Origin of the sequence: Rhodococcus sp. NPDC060176 (assembly GCF_042728675.1) — a bacterium.
GTDB lineage: Bacteria > Actinomycetota > Actinomycetes > Mycobacteriales > Mycobacteriaceae > Rhodococcus_F.
Window position 1 is genome coordinate 107,421 of the sequence record NZ_JBHWYS010000013.1, and the last position, 20,658, is coordinate 128,078.

A 20,658-nucleotide genomic window follows, 5' to 3' on the forward strand; every position below is an offset into this window, starting at 1 on the left:
GCGAAAAGTTTTACTACAGACCGATCTTCATCCCGGCACCGGCGTCGACGCGCAGTTGCTGGCCAGTCACGAAACGCGATTCGTCGGAGGACAGGTACACGACTGCATGCGAGATGTCCGCGGGCTCGACCCACGGAGTCGGCATAGCCTGCATGAACGGGAACGTCACTGCCGCATCCTCGGCGGTCGGATTCTCGAGATCAGGACGGAGCGTCCGGTACATCGGCATGCTCTGCAACATGTCGGTGTTCACGTTGGTCGGGTGAATCGCGTTGACTCGAATGGAGCTCGGCCCGAGGGTCAGCGCCAACGAACTGGTGTAGGCCTGAATCAGCTTCTTGGCCAGGCCGTATCCGTCTCCTCCCGGACCCTGGAGCGCCTGCTGACCGTTGAATCCGGTCTGCGGCACCAGGCCGGCGACAGATCCGATCGCGATGATCGAACCCCCTTCGCCGAGATACTCCATCGATGCGTGCACTGTGTTGACGACACCGAGAAAGTTCACGTCGAACGCGTCGACAAAACCTGCGGTGGACACGTGCTTGCCGAGCGGACAGATACCGGCATTCGCCACGACGACATGCAGTCCGCCCAATTGGCTCACCGCCTCCGCCAGGGCCGTTTCGAGTCCGGCGCGATCGCGGACGTCGACCCGGGCCGCCACCACCTGCTGCCCGGTCTCTTTCACCAGTCGAGCCGTCTCCTCGAGATCGGCAGGACTGGCGAGTGGGTACTCGTTGCTGGCGATGTCGGCACACAGGTCGAAGGCGATGACATGCGCGCCCTCGCGTGCCAGGTGGACGGCATGACTGCGCCCCTGACCTCGCGCAGCGCCGGTCACCAGCACCACTTTTCCGTCAACTCTGTTCATTCGATTACTCCTCTGCGGGTATGGACGGTGTGGTGAACCGTAGCGGCGCCTCACCGGACGTGAGGCGCTTTTCGTCGAGGCCGATCCACGGACTCTCGAACAACTTGGCTCGAAATCTCTTATGCCCCAAAAACCATTGCCTCAATCCGAAGTGTGAACTAGAGTCCAGACACATGTCCAGAAAGAGAGGGCTCGCGCTATGACGCTCCGACCCGCAGACAGTTCTGCACTTCTCGTCGACGGAAAGCTGATTCCCGGATCGGGCGGAACTTTCGAAGTTTTCAATCCGGCAACAGAGGAACTGATCGGCCGCGCTGCCGAAGGCACCGCCGCGGACATGGATGCGGCCATCGCCGCCGCACGCCGTGCATTCGACGGTACCGAGTGGGCGCGCGATCACGAATTTCGCGCTCGCTGCCTGCGCCAACTGTGCGAGGCACTCCAGTCCCACATCGAAGAACTACGTGAGATCACTGTTGCCGAGGTGGGCGCGCCCGTCATGCTGACGAGCGGCCCACAACTCGAGGGCCCGATCGAAGATCTTCGCTACTGGGCCGACCTGATCGAATCCTATGCGTGGGAACAAGATCTCGGCCACGCGTCACCCATGGGCATACCCACCCATCGCCGATTACTCAAGGAAGCAGTTGGCGTCGTAGGTGCGATCACACCGTGGAACTTCCCGCACCAGATCAATTTCGCCAAGCTCGGTCCCGCCCTCGCAGCCGGCAACACCATCGTTCTCAAACCCGCGCCGGACACGCCCTGGTGCGCCGCGCTGGTCGCCAAGGTGATTGCAGAGGAAACCGAGATCCCGGCCGGCGTAGTCAACGTCGTGACGTCGACGGATCACTCCCTAGGCGCGCAGCTGTGCAGCGATCCGCGCGTCGATCTCGTGTCCTTCACCGGTTCCACCGCCACCGGACGCACAGTGATGGCCACGGCCGCGCAAACTCTCAAGAAGGTCTTCCTCGAACTCGGGGGTAAGTCCGCATTCATCGTCCTCGACGATGCGGACATCAAGGGTGCATGCTCGGTTGCCGCGTTCTCCGTCTGCGTTCATGCCGGTCAGGGATGCGCGCTCAGTACCAGACTTCTGGTGCCACGCTCTCGGTACGACGATGCTCTGGCCGCGGCATCTGCCGCGATGGCGGGTATCCGAGCCGGCGACCCCAGCGCGCGCGGAACGGTGTGTGGCCCGGTCATCTCGGCGCGCCAGCGCGCCAGGGTGGAGAGCTACCTCGCGCTGGCCGCCGAAGAGGGCGGTACGGTCGTCACAGGCGGTGGGCGTCCTGCCGATCACGAGCGCGGTTTCTTCGTCGAGCCCACTCTCATTGCCGGGCTGGACAACTCGTCGCGGGTAGCGCAGGAGGAAATATTCGGACCCGTCCTCGTGATCATTCCCTACGACAGCGACGACGACGCCATCCGGATCGCCAACGATTCGCCCTACGGACTGTCCGGGTCGGTGTGGGGCACCGATCCCGATCGCATCGCGCACGTTGTAGCGGGTGTCAGAACCGGAACGCTGAGCGTCAACGGCGGCGTCTGGTACTCGGCCGATGCACCGTTCGGGGGCTACAAACAATCCGGGATCGGCCGCGAAATGGGTCTCGCAGGTTTCGAGGAATACCTCGAAACCAAGCTCGTCGCTTCACCTTCCTGACATTCACACCCCCACCATCACCGCACATCATCACCACGAAAGTAGGTCGACATGGGACGTTTCGACGGTCGCACTGCGATAGTCACCGGCGCGGCGCAGGGCATCGGGGAGGCATACGCTCGCGCGTTGGCCACAGAGGGCGCCAACGTGGTGATCGCCGACCTCAATCGCGAACTCGGCGAAGCTGTAGCAAAACAGATCACCGCGGACGGTGGGCGCGCGGTGTTCAAAGACGTCGATGTTGCCGACGGGGAATCGACTGCGGCACTTGCCGAGTTCACTGTCGAGCAGTTCGGAAGCATCGAGCATCTGGTGAACAACGCTGCCATCTACGGCGGAATGAAGATCGATTCCTTGTTGACCGTCGACTGGGACTACTACCGAAAGTTCATGAGCGTCAACATGGACGGCGCATTGCAGGTGTGCCGCGCCGTAGTACCTCACATGCGGGAGAAGGGTGGCTCGATCGTCAACCAGTCCTCCACGGCAGCCTGGTTGTACTCGAACTACTACGGACTCGCGAAAGCCGGGGTCAACAGCCTGACGCAACAACTCGCGACCGAACTCGGCTGGTCGAACATCCGCATCAACGCCATAGCTCCCGGTCCTATCGACACCGAGGCGACTCGAACCGTCACCCCCGGCAACATCGTCAAGGACATGGTCAAGCGAATCCCGTTGCAGCGCATGGGAACACCGGATGATCTCGTCGGCATGTGCCTGTTCCTCCTCTCGGACGACGCAGGCTGGGTGACCGGGCAGATCTTCAACGTCGACGGCGGGCAGGTGTACCGGTCGTGACGGAATCCGCTTCTGAGCCCCGCTCGCCGAAACCCAGCTCTTCGAAACCCCGTCTGGGGTATGTCGGTCTGGGCAACATGGGTGCGCCCATGGCGACGCGCCTCCTGGACTGGCCGGGAGGGCTCGTGGTGTGTGATGCCCGCCCCGAAGCGCTCGAGCCGTTCACCACGGCGGGTGCAGGCGCAGCATCGACGCCCGCCGAGGTAGCTGCGCGCGCGAGCATCATCTCCGTCACGGTCCTCGACGACGCGCAGGTCCGCGAGGTCGTCGACGGGCCGCACGGGATTCTGACGACTGCACGGCCGGGAACCGTCGTCGCGATTCACTCGACCATCTCGGACACCACGGCGGTGGAACTCGCTCGTATCTGCGAGGTGCGTGGCGTTCTGCTGATCGACGCGCCGATCAGCGGCGGTGCGGGCGGTGCCGCCCAGGGCAGGTTGGCGGTGATGATCGGTGGATCGGAGGAGGCGTTCGAGGCCGTCAGTGAGCCATTCGGATGCTGGGCCGAACTGGTGGTTCGTGCCGGTGATGTCGGCGCAGGAACTCGAATGAAGCTCGCACGTAACCTTCTTCATTTCGTCTCGTTCACCGCCACGACCGAGGCTGCGCGACTCGCCGAGGCTGCAGGACTGAATCTCCGCACGCTCGGAAAGGTCGTCAGGCATACCGATGCCATCACCGGTGGCGCCGGCGCGATCATGCTTCGCGACACCACCGCACCGGTCTCGGAGGATGATCCGTGGTTCTCGATACTGCAGCACGTTCGCAATCTCGGGGAGAAGGACTTGGCCTTGGCCATCGACCTCGGTGACCGGCTGAATCTCGAACTGCCGCTCGCGCACCTTGCACTCTCCGGACTCGGCGTCGGACTCGGCGTCGATCACGGGGATGGAAACGGGGACGGCGAACCTTCACCGGCATCTACGACACGGGAGCACGCATGACCGACACCACCCACATGACCGACACCAGCGGAGCCGACGGAAACCGCATCTCCGAGACCCGCGCTCGCGGCGTCGCGAAGATGAACGAGGTGTACGGCTGGGAACTCCCCGCTGATGTTCCCGGCGATTTCTTCGCGGTGACCGCCGACCATCTCTTCGCCGACATCTGGACACGCCCGGGGCTGTCGGTGCGTGATCGCCGACTGCTTCTGATCGGCGCCATCACCGCCCAGGGGCAGAGCGACGTCGCAAAGATCCAGATCAACGCTGCTCTCCACAACGAAGAGTTGACTGAGCAGCAGTTCGAAGAGGCCGCGATCTTTTTGTGCCACTACGTCGGCTGGCCGCTGGCCACCGGCCTCAACAACGCGCTGATCGCCGTGAAGGCCGACCGACGCAAAGCCGCACGCGCCAAGGAGAAGGCTGCCGCGGATTCCGCGAAAACGGACACCGACTGAACCGTCGATCGAGATACTGCAATCAACTTACCGAAGAACGAAGGACCCGAATCCATGGCCGAGGCCAGCTCAATCCGTCCGCAGTCCGCAGCAAGCATCGAACAGTGGCACTTCGAGGCTGACGTTGTCGTCGCCGGCTACGGCATCGCCGGAGTAAGCGCGTCGATCGAGGCAGCCCGTGCGGGGGCCGAAGTGCTGGTGCTCGAACGCACGAGTGGATGGGGCGGCGCCGCCGCGTTGGCCGGCGGATTCATCTATCTGGGCGGCGGAACCCCGTTGCAGCAGGCGCTCGGGTTCGAGGACTCCCCCGCGAACATGAAGTCGTTCATGATGGCCGCGCTCGGTCCCGGCGCGGACGAGGAGAAGATCACCGACTATTGCGAAGGCAGCGTCGAACACTACAACTGGCTCGTCGACAACGGTGTGCCGTTCAAGGAAAGTTTCTACGGCCAACCGGGTTGGGAAACGCCTTTCGACGACGGGCTCATGTATTCCGGCGGCGAGAACTCGGCACCGTTCAACACGATCGCGACACCAGCCCCTCGCGGTCACGTCCCGCAGATGAGCGGCAAACGCACCGGAGAGAAAGGCGGCGGCTTCATGTTGATGAAGCCGTTGATCGAGACAGCCGAAAGCCTGGGCGTACGAGCTGAATACGACATGCGGGTACAACGCTTGGTCGTCGACGGCGATCGAGTCGTCGGCATCATCGCCAAGCAGTACGGCAAAGAAGTGGCGGTCCGAGCACGCACGGGCGTCGTACTGGCTACGGGAAGCTTCGCCTACAACGAATCGATGATTCAGTCGTACGCACCGAGACTCATCGGTCGACCCGGCGCAGCCATCGAGGAGCACGACGGCAAGGCGATCCAGATGGCGCAAGCCCTGGGCGCCGACCTCGCGCACATGGACGCAACCGAGGTCGCATTCTTCGGCGATCCCCAGTTGATGATCCGCGGCATACTTGTCAACGGACGCGGCCAGCGTTACGTCAACGAGGATACGTACCCGGGCAGGATCGGGCAGGAAACGTTGCTACGCAACGAGAATCAGGCCTACTTGATCATCGACGAAGCTTCCTACGAAGAGGGTTGCGCCGCAGACAGTTCCACACCGTTCTTCAGGTTCCAGCCCAAGTGGGTAGCCGAAACCGTCGAGGAACTCGAATCCGACATGGGGCTGCCGGCGGGCACGCTGCAGTCGACCGTGGAGGTATACAACCGCCACGCTGCCCGTGGTGAAGACCCGGTACTCGGTAAGAAGAAGGAGTGGGTCAAGCCGATCGGCTCGCCCGTCGCGGCGCTCGACCTTCGCAACTTCACCGCCGGATTCACACTCGGGGGTCTTCGCACATCGATCAACTCCGAGGTCCTGCACGTCTCGGGCGAGCCGATACCCGGGCTTTTTGCCGCCGGCCGCTGCACTGCCGGAGTCTGCGCCGGCGGTTATGCCTCAGGCACGTCCCTCGGTGACGGCAGCTTCTACGGTCGACGCGCCGGAATCAGCGCTGCCAAGGGTTGAGCGTCTGTTCTCAAATGTCAGCGACAGCATCCTCGCTGCGACGTTCGAGGAACAACGTGTCACGCCACCGCCCACCCAGTTGAGCGATACGCGAGCGAGTCCCGACGATTCGGAACCCGACGGCCTGGTGCAGCGCGACACTCGCACGGTTTTCCGGGAAGATCGACGACTGCACAGTCCAGATCTCGCTGGCGTCGGCGGCCTGCACCTGCTGGCGAAGCAGCAGCTTGCCGACCCCGCGACCCCGAGCGCCGCTGCCGACGTAGATGGAGTTCTCGGCGACCCCGCGGTAGCAGTCACGCGAGGACACCGGGCTCAGGCTCGCCCAGCCTTCGACGCGTCCGTCGATCTCTGCGACCCACCGATGATCAGGCAACCATTGAGCGTCGAGCTTCTCGGCGGATGGCACCGACGTGGTGAAGGTCGCGGTTCCGGTGTCGATTCCCTCGCGGTAGATCGACCGCACGGCGTCCCAGTCACTCGAGTCCATGCGGCGCAGAACCACGTCGGAGGGAAGCAGCCCCAAGGTGTCTCTGACCGGACCGCGCGCAGCTGCGACGGCGGCCGCTGCCATCAGATCCGAGTACGCGGTTCCGGCGACACTGACAACCGAGTTGCCTTCGTGCATCGTCACCTCGACGAAGCCGACCTCGCTCAACGCCTGGAGGTGAGCACCCAGGGCGGACGGTTCGAGTGATGCAGCGCGTGCGATCTCCTCGACCTCTACCGGGCCGGCAGCTGCAAGTCGAAGCACTCGCAACCGCGTGGGATCACCCAGGCACGCAAACCTGCGCGCGAGTACATCGGTGTCGAGGGGCGCGAGTGTATCTGAACTCATCTGGCGACTATAACGCCGCTGACCTGCAGTTCGGGCGGTCAGGTTCGGAGACTGGGTCCCGAAGTGAGAAACAACTCAGCCGCCAACCCATCGGGTCGCCGGCTAACGCGCACCGATCGACTCGGCAATCACCGGCCACGAGTTGTGAAGATCGTCCTGCCAATATCCCCAGGAGTGCGTGCCCGTTGCCCGGAAATCGTAGGTGGCGGGGATGCCCAGGGAGTCGAGCCGCTCGGCCAGACGATGGGTGCACTGGTTGGTCCCGGCCTCGATGACTCCGCCCACGATCACCTGGTTGGCGAGAACACCCGGATCACCGTTGACCATCGGTCCACCTAGATTCTCGTGTGGACCTGGCAGCCCCGTTCCGTTGCTGATGTAGAGATCGATGCCTCGCAATCTCTCGGCGTTGACCACCGGATCGTTGGCCACCCACCCCGGACCACCGACGGGACCCCACATGTTGTCGACGTTGCCGCCGCGGAATCCGACCACGAATCTCACGTAGTCCTGACCTGGCTGAGTACTCGTCTCGGCGCAACCGCTGAAGGCACCGACCGCACGGTAAACCGTCGGCGCGGCCTCGGCCAGACTCAGAACCGACGTACCGGCCATCGACAATCCGGCGACGGCGTTCGCACCCGTCGTACCGAGTGTGGCGTCGACGATCGGCGGCAACTCCTGGGTGAGGAACGTGGTCCACTTGTTCAGTCCCAGAACAGGATCAGGCTTCTCCCAGTCGGTGTAATAGCTGTATGCACCGCCGATGGGATTCACGACGTTGACGTTCTTGTCGCCGAAGAAGTCGACGACGTCCGTCCGTGTCTGCCACGTAGCCGTGTCCTCGCCGCCGCCGGCGCCGTTGAGCAGATAGAGAGTCGGCCTCGGCGCACTGGTGTCTGCCGGCCGAATCACCTCGAGTGGGATCACCTTGTCCATTGCAGCCGAGTAGACGTACATCGTCAGTTGACGGGCGTTGATCTGCTCGACGTGGTCGAGGGCTGATCCGTCTGCAGGCAATGTCCGCGCCTGATCTGCCGAGGCCAGCGCTACTTCACCGAACAATCCTGTCCATGCGACGAGGGCGACGGCAAGTACCGCCCGAGTGCGTCCGATCCTTCTCATTGCCGCTCCTCGTGCTCGATTGCGGTGCCCGGCAACAGCTTGGTGGCGCTCGCTTCGCGGGCTTGCGGCTTGGTGGCTTGGTGGCTTGGTGGCTTGAGTTGTCATGCCCGTTCGGAGTGGCCCGAAAACATCGTGAGGAGCCGAGCCATCTCCGGTCCGATGACCGCCATGGCCGCAGGCTCGATCATCTCGTTGTGTCCGCAGCCCACCGGTATCTCCAGGATCCGGCCGGTCACGAGCGGACCCCATTCCTGGGTCGACCTTTTGCGGGGGATCGTGTCGTCTCCTCCAGTTGCCGGGAAAATCACCAGGTCTCCTTCGTAGACCTGTGGAACGAACTGGTGCGTGATGCGCTGCGAAGCCTCGTACGCACGGGCAATCCGCTCGAGGTCCCGACCGTCGACCCCGGTCTCGGTCCCGACCGACTGGGTCAACACGGCCGCCGCCTCGTCGAAGGTCAGATCTTCGTCGGTCTCGACCTCGAGACCGAGTCCTCTCAGCAGGTCCCGTACATCGAGGACGGCTGACGGCGCCACATCGCCGTTGTCGGGGTAACTGTCCATCATCGTCAGTGTTGCGACTTCGCTGCCGGACGATTGCAATTCGACGGCCATGGCGTGCGCGATGACGCCACCGAGCGACCACCCGAGCAAGTCGTAGGGCCCTTCCGGCGACACGGCCTCCATCTCTTCGACGTAGCGATGCGCCAACTGTTCGATCGACTGATAGTCACCGTCGTCGCTGAGTGCGGGGAGTTGAAGGCCGTACACCGGTCGGTCTTCGGGCAGATACCGCACCAGACCGGCATACCCCCAGGACAGGCCCATACCAGGATGCACACAGAACAGTGGTCGCCCACGTCCTTCTGCGCGCAGCGGAACAACCACGGCGAGAAACTCTTCCATGCCGGCGCTCACAGCCGGCAGGTCGAGGCGTCGAGCAATTCCGGCGGGTGTCGGGTCCAGGAACAGCCATTGAAGTGGAATCCTGCGTTGGAATCGGGAGTGCAGTGCGCTGACGATTCGGGTGGCAACGAGAGACGACCCGCCCAGATCGAAGAAGCTGTCCGCAGTGCTCACCCGGTCGACGCCAAGAACCTCGGCGAATGCGTCGACCACTGCGTGTTCGGTCGCGGTGACCGGTTCGCGGAACTCTGCTGCGGCCGAACTGAATTCGGGTGCCGGCAGAGCCTTCCGGTCGAGCTTACCCACCGGCGTCATCGGTATGCGTTCGAGAAGTACCACCGCCGACGGAACCATGTGCGCGGGTAGTCGGTCGGCCGCGTACACCCGTATCTCGTCGCTGTCCGGGGCCTCGCTGTCCCTGGCTACGCTGTCCCTGGCCTCGCTGTCCCTGGCTTCGCTGTCCCTGGATTCGGCATCCGACGCACGCACATACGACACCAGGACCGTTTCACCTGAGGGTCCGACCTGGCCGATGGTGGCAGCGAAGTCCACGGACGGGTGTCGCGTGAGAACTGCATCGATTTCGCCGAGTTCGATCCGGAAACCACGGATCTTGACCTGGAAGTCGCTGCGCCCGATGTACTCCAGCGTGTGATGTGACCCAGTACTTGCAATGTTGTCATCGTTGGTACTGTTGTCATCGTTGGTACTGCTGTCATCACGTGCACTGCTGTCATCACGTGCACTGTCGCCGCCGGACTCACGCCAGCGCACGACATCTCCGGTGCGGTACATCCGACGCCCCGGGGCCCCGTACAAGCAGGCCACAAATCGCTCCGACGTCAGTGACGCCCGATTGTGGTACCCACGTGCCATACCCGGGCCGATGATGTACAACTCCCCCGGCACACCGACCGGGACGGGTTGCAAACGCTCGTCCAGCACCAGGAAACCGAATCCCACTGCGGGCGAGCCGATGTTCACTCCTGCCCCGGGTTTCATCGAATCGCTGACGCTTGCCTGCACCATGGTTTCCGTCGGGCCGTACCCGTTGTGCAGCCTCCGACCCGGCGCCCACTGCGTGACCACCTCCGGCGGACAGGCCTCGCCCACCAGATCGAGGACACGAAGCGCCTCGAATCCGTTGTCACCGAGCGCCGCCAGCGCAGTCGGCGTGATGGTGGCATGAGTGACCTGCTCGCGCCGGAAAACGTCTGCCAATTCGGCGCCACCGTACACCGCCGGTGGAACGATCACGACCCGTGCGGACGCACTGAACGCCATGGTCAACTCGAAGATGGACGCGTCGAAACTCGGCGACGCCAACTGCGAGACATGCGCATCGTGCGTGACCTCGAACCTCTCTCGAGTCTCTGCCGTGAAGTTGGCCAGACCGCGATGAGTGATGTTCACTCCCTTGGGCTTTCCGGTAGACCCCGAGGTGTAGATCAGATAGGCAGGATGGTCGAGGCGCAATTCAGCGGTTCGGTCGTCGTCGGTGATCGGTTCCGGCGACAACGCCGCCACCCGCTGCTCGAAGTCAGGATCGTCGAGTTCGAGCCAAGGAACCACGTCGGGTAGATGGGTTCGGCTTCCGCGAACCGTCAATCCGAGTGAGGCTCGGCAATCGGCGAGCATGTATTCGACGCGCCCACGCGGGTAGTCGGGATCGACGGGCACAAAAGCAGCTCCGGCTTTGGCCACCGACCAGATGGCCACCACCGACTCGATCGATCGTGGCATCCCCAACGCCACGAAGGTCTCCGGGCCCACACCCCGACCGCACAGTTCCCGGGCCACACGGTTCGACCACTCGTCCAGTTCGCGGTAGCTGATCTGCCGGTTCTCGAGTGACAGAGCCACCGAGTCCGGGTCGACCGCAGCAGCGGTCGCCAACAAGTCGGGCCATAGTTTCGGTGGTACTCCCGTCTGTCCACGCGCCGGCACCAACTCGCGAGATTCGAGATCACCGAACAGCGCAATGTCACCGATGGCCGCTTCGGGATGCACAGTCACGGATTCGAGAACACGTACGAACATGTCGGCAAAGCTGCTGACCGTACCTGGATCGAAGAGATCAGTGGCGAAGTCGACCGCGCCGCTCATCCCTCGGGGCGCTCCACTTTCGTCGAATTCCTCGGCCAGGAGGAATTCCAGGTCCACCTTCACGACGTCGAGTTGGGGGTCGATGCCGCGGACTTCCAACTCCGGCAGTCGCAGATTCGGCCGTTCGTTGTTCTGGAATTCCAACGACACCGACGCGATGGGAGCGTAGGCCGTCGACCGTTCAGGCCCGACCGCATCGACAACCCTCTCGAACGGAACCTCGGAATGCGCGAACGCCGCGAGGTCGACCTCGCGACAATGCGCCGCGAAGTCCCGGAACGACTGAGCCGAGTCCACCTGTGTACGCAGGGCAAGTGTTCCGACGAACATGCCGATCAGGTCATCGAGGACGCGGTCCCCTCGACCGGCGATCGGTGTCCCGATCACGACGTCGTCGGTGCTGCCGAGACGTGCCAGCAGTACTGCGAGCGCCGCGTGCACTGTCATGAATGCAGTGGACTGATGCTGCCTCGACAGCTCCTGGATACGGCGATGGAGGTCACGGCCGATCGAGAAGTGGATACGCGAGCCGTGAAAAGTCTGCTGTGCGGGCCGGTCCCGATCGAGAGGAAGTTCCAGGAGGTCGGGTGCGCCCGAGAGTGTGCGTCGCCAGTAATCCAGCTGTTCGGAGATCACCGATGCCGGGTTTTCGCCGGAACCCAGAAGCTCTCGCTGCCAGAGGGTGAAGTCGGCGTACTGGATCACCAGAGGCGCCCATTGCGGTTCTTCGCCGCGTACGCGGGCCTCGTAGGCCGTCATCACATCCCGCACCAACGGGGACATCGAGAAACCGTCGGCGGAGATGTGGTGCACCACAACCGCAAGTACGTGTTCGCGCTCGCCTAATGTGAACAACGCTGCGCGCATTGGGATTCGCGCTGCTACGTCAAACCCTGCCGAGACCATTCTGGCAAGCTCGCCGCGGAGGTGATGTTCGGCGGCAACAGGTGGCTCGGTCAATTTCGGCAGCGCCGTGCTGTCGGTGGGCACAATGTGCTGGACGGGTTCGTCACCGCGAACCGGGAACATCGTTCGTAGCGATTCGTGGCGGGCGATGACATCGGACACCGCTGCTCTCAACGCCGGCTTGTCGAGTTCCCCGGTCAGTCGCACCACGAGCGGGATGTTGTACGCGGGCGAACTGGTGTCCAGTTGATTGACGAACCACATTCGCTGCTGAGCAAACGACAACGGGATGTTTTCGGGTCGAGGGCGCGGCTCCGACACCGAGCGTCCCGACGGTCCAGCAACCGACTGGTCGATCACCGCAGCCAAGGCTGCTACCGTCGGCGCCTCGAACAGATCCCGCACGCCGACGGAGGCTTTCAGCACTGCCCGCAGCCTGGCCGCGGCCGATGTAGCGCTGAGAGAATTTCCCCCGAGGTCGAAGAAATTACCGTCGGCACCGACGCTGTCGAGGCCGAGCACCTCTGCAAACACGTTCGACACCGCTTGCTCGATCGGGCCGACCGGTGAACGAAAATCCCTTGCGGTCGTGTGGATCTCGGGGCTGGGCAACGCCGAGCGGTCGAGTTTGCCGACGGCTGTCAGCGGAATGCTCTCCAGCACGACAATTGCGGCGGGCACCATGTGCGAAGGCAATCGCTCGGCCAGGGCATTAATCAGGAACCTGGTGTCCAATCGGCCCTCTGCCGGCACGACGTACGACACGAGCCGGGAGTCTCCCGCGGAGCCGCGGTGAGCAATGGTGACGGCAAACCCGACATTCGACTCCGCCATGAGCGCGCTGTCGATCTCACCCAGTTCGACACGGAAGCCCCGAATCTTGACTTGGAAGTCGGTGCGGCCGATGTATTCGATACGCGATTCGGCCGTCCATCGCACGATGTCTCCGGTGCGGTACATCCGCGTTCCCGGGTCACTCGGATTGGCGACAAAGCGTTCTGCCGTCAATCCCGGCCTACAGTGGTATCCCCGCGCCACTCCAGACCCGGCAAGGTACAGCTCGCCAGGCGCCCCGACGGGAACGGCTTGCAGCCGCGAATCGAGCACCAGTTCGCTTACACCCCTGATGGGTCCACCGATCGTGATGCGTTCACCAGCCGCCATCGGCGGGCTGACGTTGGACATGATCGTCGCCTCGGTCGGTCCGTAGGCGTTGTACAGCCTGCGGCCGGGCGCCCAGCGAGCGACAAGGTCGGGTGGGCAGGCTTCACCACCGAACACGACATCCGAAAGTTGCTCGAGCCCAGCTGGATCCACCGAAGCCAGTGCGGCGGTGGTGATGAACGCGTGGGTGACGGCGTGCTCGGCCAGAAGCTCCGCAAGCTCCTCGCCCCCGTACACCCCAGGCGAAGCGATCACCATGGCTGCGCCGGCGCCGAAAGCCTGCAGATACTCGAAGAGCGACCCGTCGAAACTCGGAGTGGAGAAGTGCAGTGTGCGCGATTGTGGTGTTGCACCGTAGCGTTCGACCTGGTCCCGCGCGAAATTGTCGAGGCCGCGATGAGTGACCACCACTCCCTTGGGCACGCCGGTCGACCCCGAGGTGTAAACGACGTAGGCCGCGGAATCCAACCCGATCGGACGGAGTCGGTCGCTGTCGGTCAGAGGGCGGCCCGAGAATCCTTCGCACTTCTCGGTGAAGTCCGGATCGTCGAGAATCAGCCACTCTGCGATATCGGGCAGCCGATCACGACATGCGGTAGTGGTCAATCCGACGCCGACGTTGGAATCGCTCAACATGTGGGTGATCCGCTCGTCAGGGTAGTTCGGATCGATCGGCACGAATGCAGCGCCTGTTTTGGCCACGGCGAGTATCAACAATACCGAGGTGAGAGAACGCGGAACACCGACTGCGACGTAGTCCTCGGTCCCCAGTCCTCGCGAGACGAGTACGCGAGCAATACGATTCGACAGGAAATCCAGCTCGCCATAGGTCATGCTGCCGCTCGCCGATACAACAGCGAGTGCATCCGGATCCTGCTGAACTGCCGCGTCGAAGATCTCTGGAAAAATGCGGGTCGACCCACCAACCGCACCACGGACGGGCACCAGTTGGTCGCGTTCGATCTCCGTCAGCACCGACACCGCGGCCGAGGATTGATCCGGATGGACACACGCTTCGAGCACGCGCCGCAGTCGGCCGGCGATGGACTCGATATCGCCCGAGTCGAAAACCTCGGGTAGATACTCGAACTTCAGCCGAAGCCTGGTATCGACCGACGCCACCAAACTGAGCGGATAGTGGGCAGCATCCTTCGCCTCGACGCCGGCGATGCGGATCCCCGCGTTGTCCGTATCGGTCGACAGTCCTTGACGGTCGACGGGGTACGACTCGAAGACCGTCAACGTGTCGAAGCCGATCTCCGGCCCGGAGGCGTCTTGGATCTCGGAAAGTCCGAGATAGTGGTGATCCGACAACTCCGCCTGCTCAGACTGAATCCGCTGCAGGAGAGCGCCGACACTCTCACCCGGTCGCACCGTGATTCGGACCGGAATTGTGTTGATGAACAGCCCGATCATGGTTTCGATCCCGGTCAGCTCGGGTGGTCGACCCGACACAGTCGCTCCGAACACCACATCGTCTCGCCCGGTCAGCGCCGAGAGGACGATCCCCCACGACGCCTGGACTATCGAATTGAACGTCAGCCCTCGGCTCCTCGCTACGCCGCGAAGTGTCGTCGTGAAATCCTCGGACAGATCGAACACCCACTCGGCCGCCATGGTGGAGAGTCGACGCGACCGATCCTGCGGGGCCAGCAGCGTCGGTCCGTCTATTCCCTGCAGTGCCCTCGCCCACACCCCGCGGGAGGCTTCCCGGTCGCGACGGTTCATCCAGGTCAGGTAGTCGAGGTAGGGGCGTGCACGCGGCAGCTCCGACGCCTCGCCGTCCGCAACGTACAGGGTCGCCAACTCCCTGATCAGAAGTGGCATCGACCAGCCGTCCAGAAGGATGTGGTGGTTGGTCAGCACAAGCTTGAACGTTTCCGGGGCAATCGCGACGAGCGTGAACCTGATCAGCGGCGCACGCGAGATGTCGAACGGGAGCGCTCGGTCCTGTGCCAGTACTTGCTCGAGATCCCGAGTTGACTTGGCAGCGAGGTCGACTGCCTGCCATGGCGCAGCCACTTTGCTTCGGACCACCTGGACGGCGCGGCCGTCCGCGTCGTGAAGGAAGGCGCTGCGCAAGTTTTCATGCCTGTCGAGCAGCGTATCGGCCGCGCGGCGAAGGCGTTCCGCATCGAGGTCGCCGACGAGGTCGAGGGTCACCTGCACGAGGTAGGCGTCGACGGACTCTTCGGCCAGTTCGGCATGGAACAGCAGACCTGCTTGCAGTGGTGAGAGTGGCCAGACGTCGCGAAGGTCGTCGCACCGAATCTCGAGGTCGTCGATCGCATCCTGTCGAAGCTCGACCAGATCGAAGTCCGAGGGTGTGAATCCGCCACCGTCCGCTGCGTACTCGCCGAGCCCGACGAGTGCATCGACCCACAACTGCGCGAGGTGGCGGACCTCGTCCTCGCGCAGAATGTCCGGCGAATAGGTCCAGGCGGCAACGAGCTCCGGGCGATCTGCAGTGTCGCTGCCCTCGATGATCATGATGTTGACCTCGAGGACAGCCGCCAGCGGCAGCTCGGTGACCGCAACTGCCCGCAGACCCTCGTCACGGATCGGTATCCATTCCGTTGAAGCATCGGCCTCGGATCCACCGACCCGTCCGAGGTAGTTGAAACTGATCTGTGGGGCAGAAAATTGCGAAAGCGACTGTGCTGTCGCATCGTTCAAGTATCGAAGTAGGCCGTATCCGATGCCCCGTTCCGGCACCGCCCGGAGTTGTTCCTTGACAGCCTTGACAGCCAAGCCTGCCGCCGGACCGCCGGCGCAGGCATCACTCGGATCCACTCCGCTCAAATCGAGTCGCACCGGGAAGATCGACGTGAACCATCCGACGGTACGAGCAAGGTCAGCCCCCGGGACCACCGGTTCCTCACGTCCGTGACCCTCGAGGCTGATCAACGCCTCCGCAGCGTCGATCCCCCGCTCGCTCCGCCAGCGAACCAAAGCCACCGCCAACGCCGTCAACAATCCGTCCTCGACGCTCCCGTGAATCGCCTGCGGCACATCGGTCAACGCGGTTTCGGTCAAGGCCGGGGGTACCCGCATTTCGACGTCTGCTGCACTCACGCCGGTATCCGTCGTCGCCAAGGAGCGCGCGCCGAGCATCGGGTCCGGACCTCGCAGTGTGTCCCGCCAGTAGTCGAGTTCGGCCACCCGATCCGGCTCGTGCGCGGCGTCGACGAGGCCGCGCGCCCATCGACGCATCGACGTCCCGACCGGAGCCAGTGAAGGGTCGATGCCTGACTGCACCTGCGCACACGCGAGCGCGAGATCGGGGATCAGAATTCGCCAGGAGACCCCGTCCGTCACGAGGTGGTGCGCCACGAGAAGCATCCGCTTGCGCCCAGATCCGTCAGGATCGAACAACACTGCTTGCACCATCACGCCGGTCCCCGGATCGAGCCGATCCAGAGCGGCGCCAAGTGCCGTCGAGACCGTCTCGGCCACAGCGCCGTCGAGGTGCACGCGGTGCACGACTGTCGGCGACCTCACCGCACCTGCAGGCTCGACGTCCATCCGCACAACGGATTCGGGGTGGAGTGCGACCCGAAGGCCTGCTCGGAGGATGTCGTGATGGTCCAACACGGCCTGCATGGCCTGTGTCAACGTGTCCTCGTCGAGCGTGGCAGGAACCGAGAGCAGAACAGATTGGGAGTACCGGCGAAAATCTCCACCACGGTCAAGCATCCATTTGACGATCGGCGTCAATTCGATCTCACCGACGCCGCCGCCAGGTAATTCGTCGAGGACGACACGGTTGCCAGCCGTTCCGGCCGTCTCGGCCAGCGCTGTCACGGTTTTGCGCTCGAACACCTCGCGCGGTGTGACGAGAACTCCGGCAGACTTGGCGCGGGTCACCAACTGGATGGACATGATCGAATCGCCACCGAGGGCGAAGAACGAGTCGTCCAACCCCACCTCGTCGAGTCCCAGAACCTCGGCAAAGAGGCTCGCAAGGATACTTTCCGTGTCCGAGACGGGAGAACGACTCTCGGTTGTCTGTTGCCCGAAGTCAGGTTCAGGCAACGCTTTCCGGTCCAGTTTCCCGTTCACCGTCAGTGGCAGGGCATCGAGAACCGTCACGACAGCGGGGACCATGTGTGCTGGCAACTTCGCCGAGAGGACCTCGAGCAGCGCCTTCGGAGAGACGGTTGCACCGGACTCCGCCACCACGTAGCCCACCAACCGGTCTCCGCGAGCCGCCACCGCCGACTGCGCCACTCCCACTCCGCAGAGCAGAGCAGACTCCACCTCGCCGAGTTCGATCCGATAGCCCTTCACCTGCACCTGCATGTCATTGCGACCGAGGTACTCCAGTTGCCCGTAGTCATTCACGCGTCCGACGTCACCGGACCGGTACATGCGCGCGCCGCTGACTGTGGGGTCGGGAACGAAACGTGTGGCGGTGAGACCGAACCGGCCGAGGTATCCGCGTGAAGCCTGGTCGCCGGAGACATACAGTTCACCCACGACGCCGGGCGGCACGGGGTGCAACCGCCGATCCAGCACGTACACACGCAACCCGGGCAGTGCCCGCCCGATCACCGAAGCAGATCCTTCACGTGCCAGTTCACGATCCAGCGGTAGGTGGCTGACGTGCACGGTTGTCTCCGTGATGCCGTACATGTTGACCAGATCTGGCGGCGAGGTCCCGCGTCGGGCGTACCAGCGCATCAGCTGTGCGAAGTCGAGCGCCTCGCCGCCGAAGATCACGTAACGAAGTGACAGGTCCGCACCCCCGGTACGCCGGTCGGCTTCCGCCAGTTGATAGAAAGCGGTAGGAGTTTGATTGAGCACCGTGACACGCTCTTGTCGCAGCAATTCGAGGAATGCCTCGGGTGAACGTGCCGTGAAATAGTCCACCAGCACCAGGCGGCCACCATGTGCGAGTGCACCCCACATTTCCCACACCGAGAAGTCGAATGCCGCCGAATGGAACATCGTCCACACATCGCCGCGGTCAAATCCGAAGAGCGCTCTGGTGTTTGCCAGCAGCGTCACGATGCTGCGATGAGGTACCTGCACCCCCTTCGGTCTCCCGGTGGACCCCGAGGTGTAAATCACGTAGGCCACCGAATCGGGCCGCAACGGTAGTAGTCGGTCTTCGTCGGTCACCGGCAGCGGCGAAAACCTCTGCAGCGCATCACGAGTGTCGGCACTGTCCACGACGATCACGGGCACGCCGCTGTCGCCGACGTCATCACCGCCCGCGGTCGTCGTCAGTACGCACAGCGGCGCAGCGTCACGCAGCACGAAACTCACCCGTTCGAGCGGAGACGTCACGTCCACCGGTAGGTATCCACCGCCCGATTTCACCACCGCCAGCAGAGCCACAAGAAGTTCGAACGACGGGGTCATCGCCACTGCCACGAGTGTCTCTGGCACGACGCCCTGCGCCACCAGCAGCCGCGCGAGGCGGTTGGCTCGCTCGTCCAGTTCGCGGTAGGTCACCGACTGGCCGTCACAACGCACCGCCACGGCGTCGCCCGAAGTGAGCACCGCTCGTTCGAAGAGATCCGAGAGCGAATCATCGTTCCTGCCGATAACCGAGGGAGGCGGCGCAACCAGCACCTCGCTACGTTCGCCGGTCAGAAGAATGTCGATGTCACCGACGATCGCAGACGGATCGTCGATCACGGCGTCGATCACCCTCCCGAAGCGCTGTGCAATTCGCTCCACTGATCCTTGATCGAAAACATCCGTGGTGTAGCGGAAGCCGGCGCTGATCCCATCCGGAACGCCGCGCTCGTCGACCTGCTCCAACACACTCAGTTGCAGATCGAATTTTGCCACCTCGAGATCGATGTCGAGCGAACGGATCGTCAACTCCGGTAGTTCGAGGCGCAGGCTCGTGGCGGTCTGGAATTCGAGTAATACCTGAAATAGGGGTGAATGCGCAGTGGAACGATCGGGCGCAAGGTAGTCCACCAGCTTTTCGAAGGGAATGTCCGCATGGTCCAGTGCGCCGAGATCTGTCGACCGCACTGCCGCCAGGGTGTCGGCGAAGGTTGCTCCGGATTCGACCGGCGTACGAAGAACCAGAGTATTGACAAACATCCCTACCACGTCGTCCAACACCGCTTCGCCGCGTCCCGCGACCGGCGTCCCGATCACAACGTCGCCTGACCCCGAGAGCCGTGCCAGCAGCACCGCGAACGCCGCGTGCAGAACCATGAAGAGGGTCGAATCATGCTGGTGCGCAAGGTCGGTCAAAGCTCGATGAACTTCAGGTGAGATACTCACCGAGACCACGGCACCTTCGGAAGAGCGCTTCGGCCTTCGAGGTCGATCAAGAACGAGCGGTGAGACTTCAGGGATTCCCGACAGCGCCTCGGTCCAGTAGGTGAATTGTTCCGCGATCGACGTACCTGGAGCATCTTCTGCGTCGATTATCCCCCTCTGCCACACGCTGTAATCAGCGTAGTGGATGGGCAATGGCGCCCACCTCGGACTCTGATCCTGCGCACGGGCTGTATAGGCGCGCATCAGGTCACGTGCCAGTGGCGTCATCGAGAAGCCGTCGGCCGCGATGTGGTGGACAACGATCGCAAGAACATGCTGCTCCGGTCCGATTCGGAGCAACCTCACGTGCAGCGGGAACTCCTCGGCCACATCGAATCCCACGTCGAAGAACCCATGCAGCGCCGCAAATATCTGCTCGCCGGCAATCCGTACGGGGTGGATCCGAGGGGCAGCGAGCGCTGGTTCGACAATCACCTGGTGCGGCCCGTCCGCGGAAGTCGGGAAGATCGTCCGAAGGGATTCATGCCGTTCCACCACATCGCCGAGCGCAACTTCGAGCGCTTCGAGATCGAGGAATCCGTCGAGTTGCAGGGCAACGGGAATGTTGTAGAGCGGAGATGAAGTGTCGAACTGATTGAGGAACCACATACGCGACTGCGACAGGGACAGTGGAATGTGTTCTGGCCGTGCCATACCCGAGAGTTCAATTAGACCTGAACCTCCGAACCCCGTTTCACCAAGTCCAGATTCCGCCGGATCGATCGAGGCCGCCAGATCAGCTACCACCGGAGTGTCGAACAGAGCTTTGACCCCCAGTTTTGTGCTCGCCGCGGTGTTGATACGCGCTATGACGCGGGTAGCACTGAGAGAGTCCCCGCCGAGCCCGAAAAAATTGTCATCGGCCCCCACCTGGTCGAGATCGAGTACGTCAGAGATCGCACGAGCGACCACACCTTCGTTTCGCGTGATCGGCGCGCGATATTCTGCGGCGTTGAAAGTAGTGTCCGGTAGGGCTTTACGGTCCAACTTCCCATGCACCGTCACCGGCAACCCATCCAACACCACCACCACCGACGGCACCATGAACCCCGGAAGAGA

9 protein-coding genes are annotated in these 20,658 nt (G+C 63.2%); 5 read left to right on the plus strand and 4 right to left on the minus strand.

The annotated features are described in order from the left end of the window. Positions 1-13 precede the first annotated feature (13 nt). Entirely contained in the window at positions 14-871 is an 858-nt protein-coding gene (locus ACFWEM_RS32390) for a mycofactocin-coupled SDR family oxidoreductase (RefSeq protein ID WP_378539741.1), read from the minus strand. A 199-nt stretch (positions 872-1,070) separates the two neighbouring features. Here ACFWEM_RS32390 and ACFWEM_RS32395 point away from each other — a divergent pair, with 199 nt between their 5' ends. From ACFWEM_RS32395 to ACFWEM_RS32415, 5 genes are read left to right on the plus strand one after another with little or no spacing between them, the layout of a single operon-like run. Beyond that, positions 1,071-2,537: an aldehyde dehydrogenase gene (locus ACFWEM_RS32395; RefSeq protein ID WP_378539742.1), complete on the plus strand. Its 1,467-nt coding sequence runs from the start codon at positions 1,071-1,073 to the stop codon at positions 2,535-2,537. A gap of 51 nt (positions 2,538-2,588) precedes the next feature. Next, positions 2,589-3,338: an SDR family oxidoreductase gene (locus ACFWEM_RS32400; protein WP_378539743.1), complete on the plus strand. Its 750-nt coding sequence runs from the start codon at positions 2,589-2,591 to the stop codon at positions 3,336-3,338. Beyond that, positions 3,335-4,285: an NAD(P)-dependent oxidoreductase gene (locus ACFWEM_RS32405; protein WP_378539744.1), complete on the plus strand. Its 951-nt coding sequence runs from the start codon at positions 3,335-3,337 to the stop codon at positions 4,283-4,285. Before ACFWEM_RS32400 ends, ACFWEM_RS32405 begins: the two co-directional genes overlap by 4 nt. Next, entirely contained in the window at positions 4,282-4,743 is a 462-nt protein-coding gene (locus tag ACFWEM_RS32410; protein ID WP_378449799.1) for a carboxymuconolactone decarboxylase family protein, read from the plus strand. Before ACFWEM_RS32405 ends, ACFWEM_RS32410 begins: the two co-directional genes overlap by 4 nt. A gap of 54 nt (positions 4,744-4,797) precedes the next feature. After that, a complete protein-coding gene (locus ACFWEM_RS32415; protein WP_378539745.1) occupies positions 4,798-6,264 on the plus strand; it encodes an FAD-dependent oxidoreductase in 1,467 nt (488 codons plus the stop codon). Positions 6,265-6,274: 10 nt separating this feature from the next. Here the strand turns inward: ACFWEM_RS32415 and ACFWEM_RS32420 are convergent, their stop codons facing one another. The 3 genes from ACFWEM_RS32420 to ACFWEM_RS32430 all read right to left on the minus strand — a co-directional run. Beyond that, entirely contained in the window at positions 6,275-7,102 is an 828-nt protein-coding gene (locus tag ACFWEM_RS32420) for a helix-turn-helix domain-containing GNAT family N-acetyltransferase (RefSeq protein ID WP_378539746.1), read from the minus strand. Positions 7,103-7,204: 102 nt separating this feature from the next. Continuing rightward, entirely contained in the window at positions 7,205-8,227 is a 1,023-nt protein-coding gene (locus ACFWEM_RS32425) for an alpha/beta hydrolase (protein ID WP_378539747.1), read from the minus strand. 101 nt (positions 8,228-8,328) lie between these two features. Next, the coding region (locus tag ACFWEM_RS32430) for an amino acid adenylation domain-containing protein (RefSeq protein WP_378539748.1) at positions 8,329-20,658 on the minus strand (12,330 nt) is incomplete at its 5' end.

What these genes read in the sequence shown, in the direction of transcription:
- ACFWEM_RS32390 (WP_378539741.1), bottom strand. Translation starts at nt 871, where the DNA reads ATGAACAGAGTTGACGGAAAAGTGGTGCTGGTGACCGGCGCTGCGCGA.
- ACFWEM_RS32395 (WP_378539742.1), top strand. Translation starts at nt 1,071, where the DNA reads ATGACGCTCCGACCCGCAGACAGTTCTGCACTTCTCGTCGACGGAAAG.
- ACFWEM_RS32400 (WP_378539743.1), top strand. Translation starts at nt 2,589, where the DNA reads ATGGGACGTTTCGACGGTCGCACTGCGATAGTCACCGGCGCGGCGCAG.
- ACFWEM_RS32410 (WP_378449799.1), top strand. Translation starts at nt 4,282, where the DNA reads ATGACCGACACCACCCACATGACCGACACCAGCGGAGCCGACGGAAAC.
- ACFWEM_RS32415 (WP_378539745.1), top strand. Translation starts at nt 4,798, where the DNA reads ATGGCCGAGGCCAGCTCAATCCGTCCGCAGTCCGCAGCAAGCATCGAA.
- ACFWEM_RS32420 (WP_378539746.1), bottom strand. Translation starts at nt 7,102, where the DNA reads ATGAGTTCAGATACACTCGCGCCCCTCGACACCGATGTACTCGCGCGC.
- ACFWEM_RS32425 (WP_378539747.1), bottom strand. Translation starts at nt 8,227, where the DNA reads ATGAGAAGGATCGGACGCACTCGGGCGGTACTTGCCGTCGCCCTCGTC.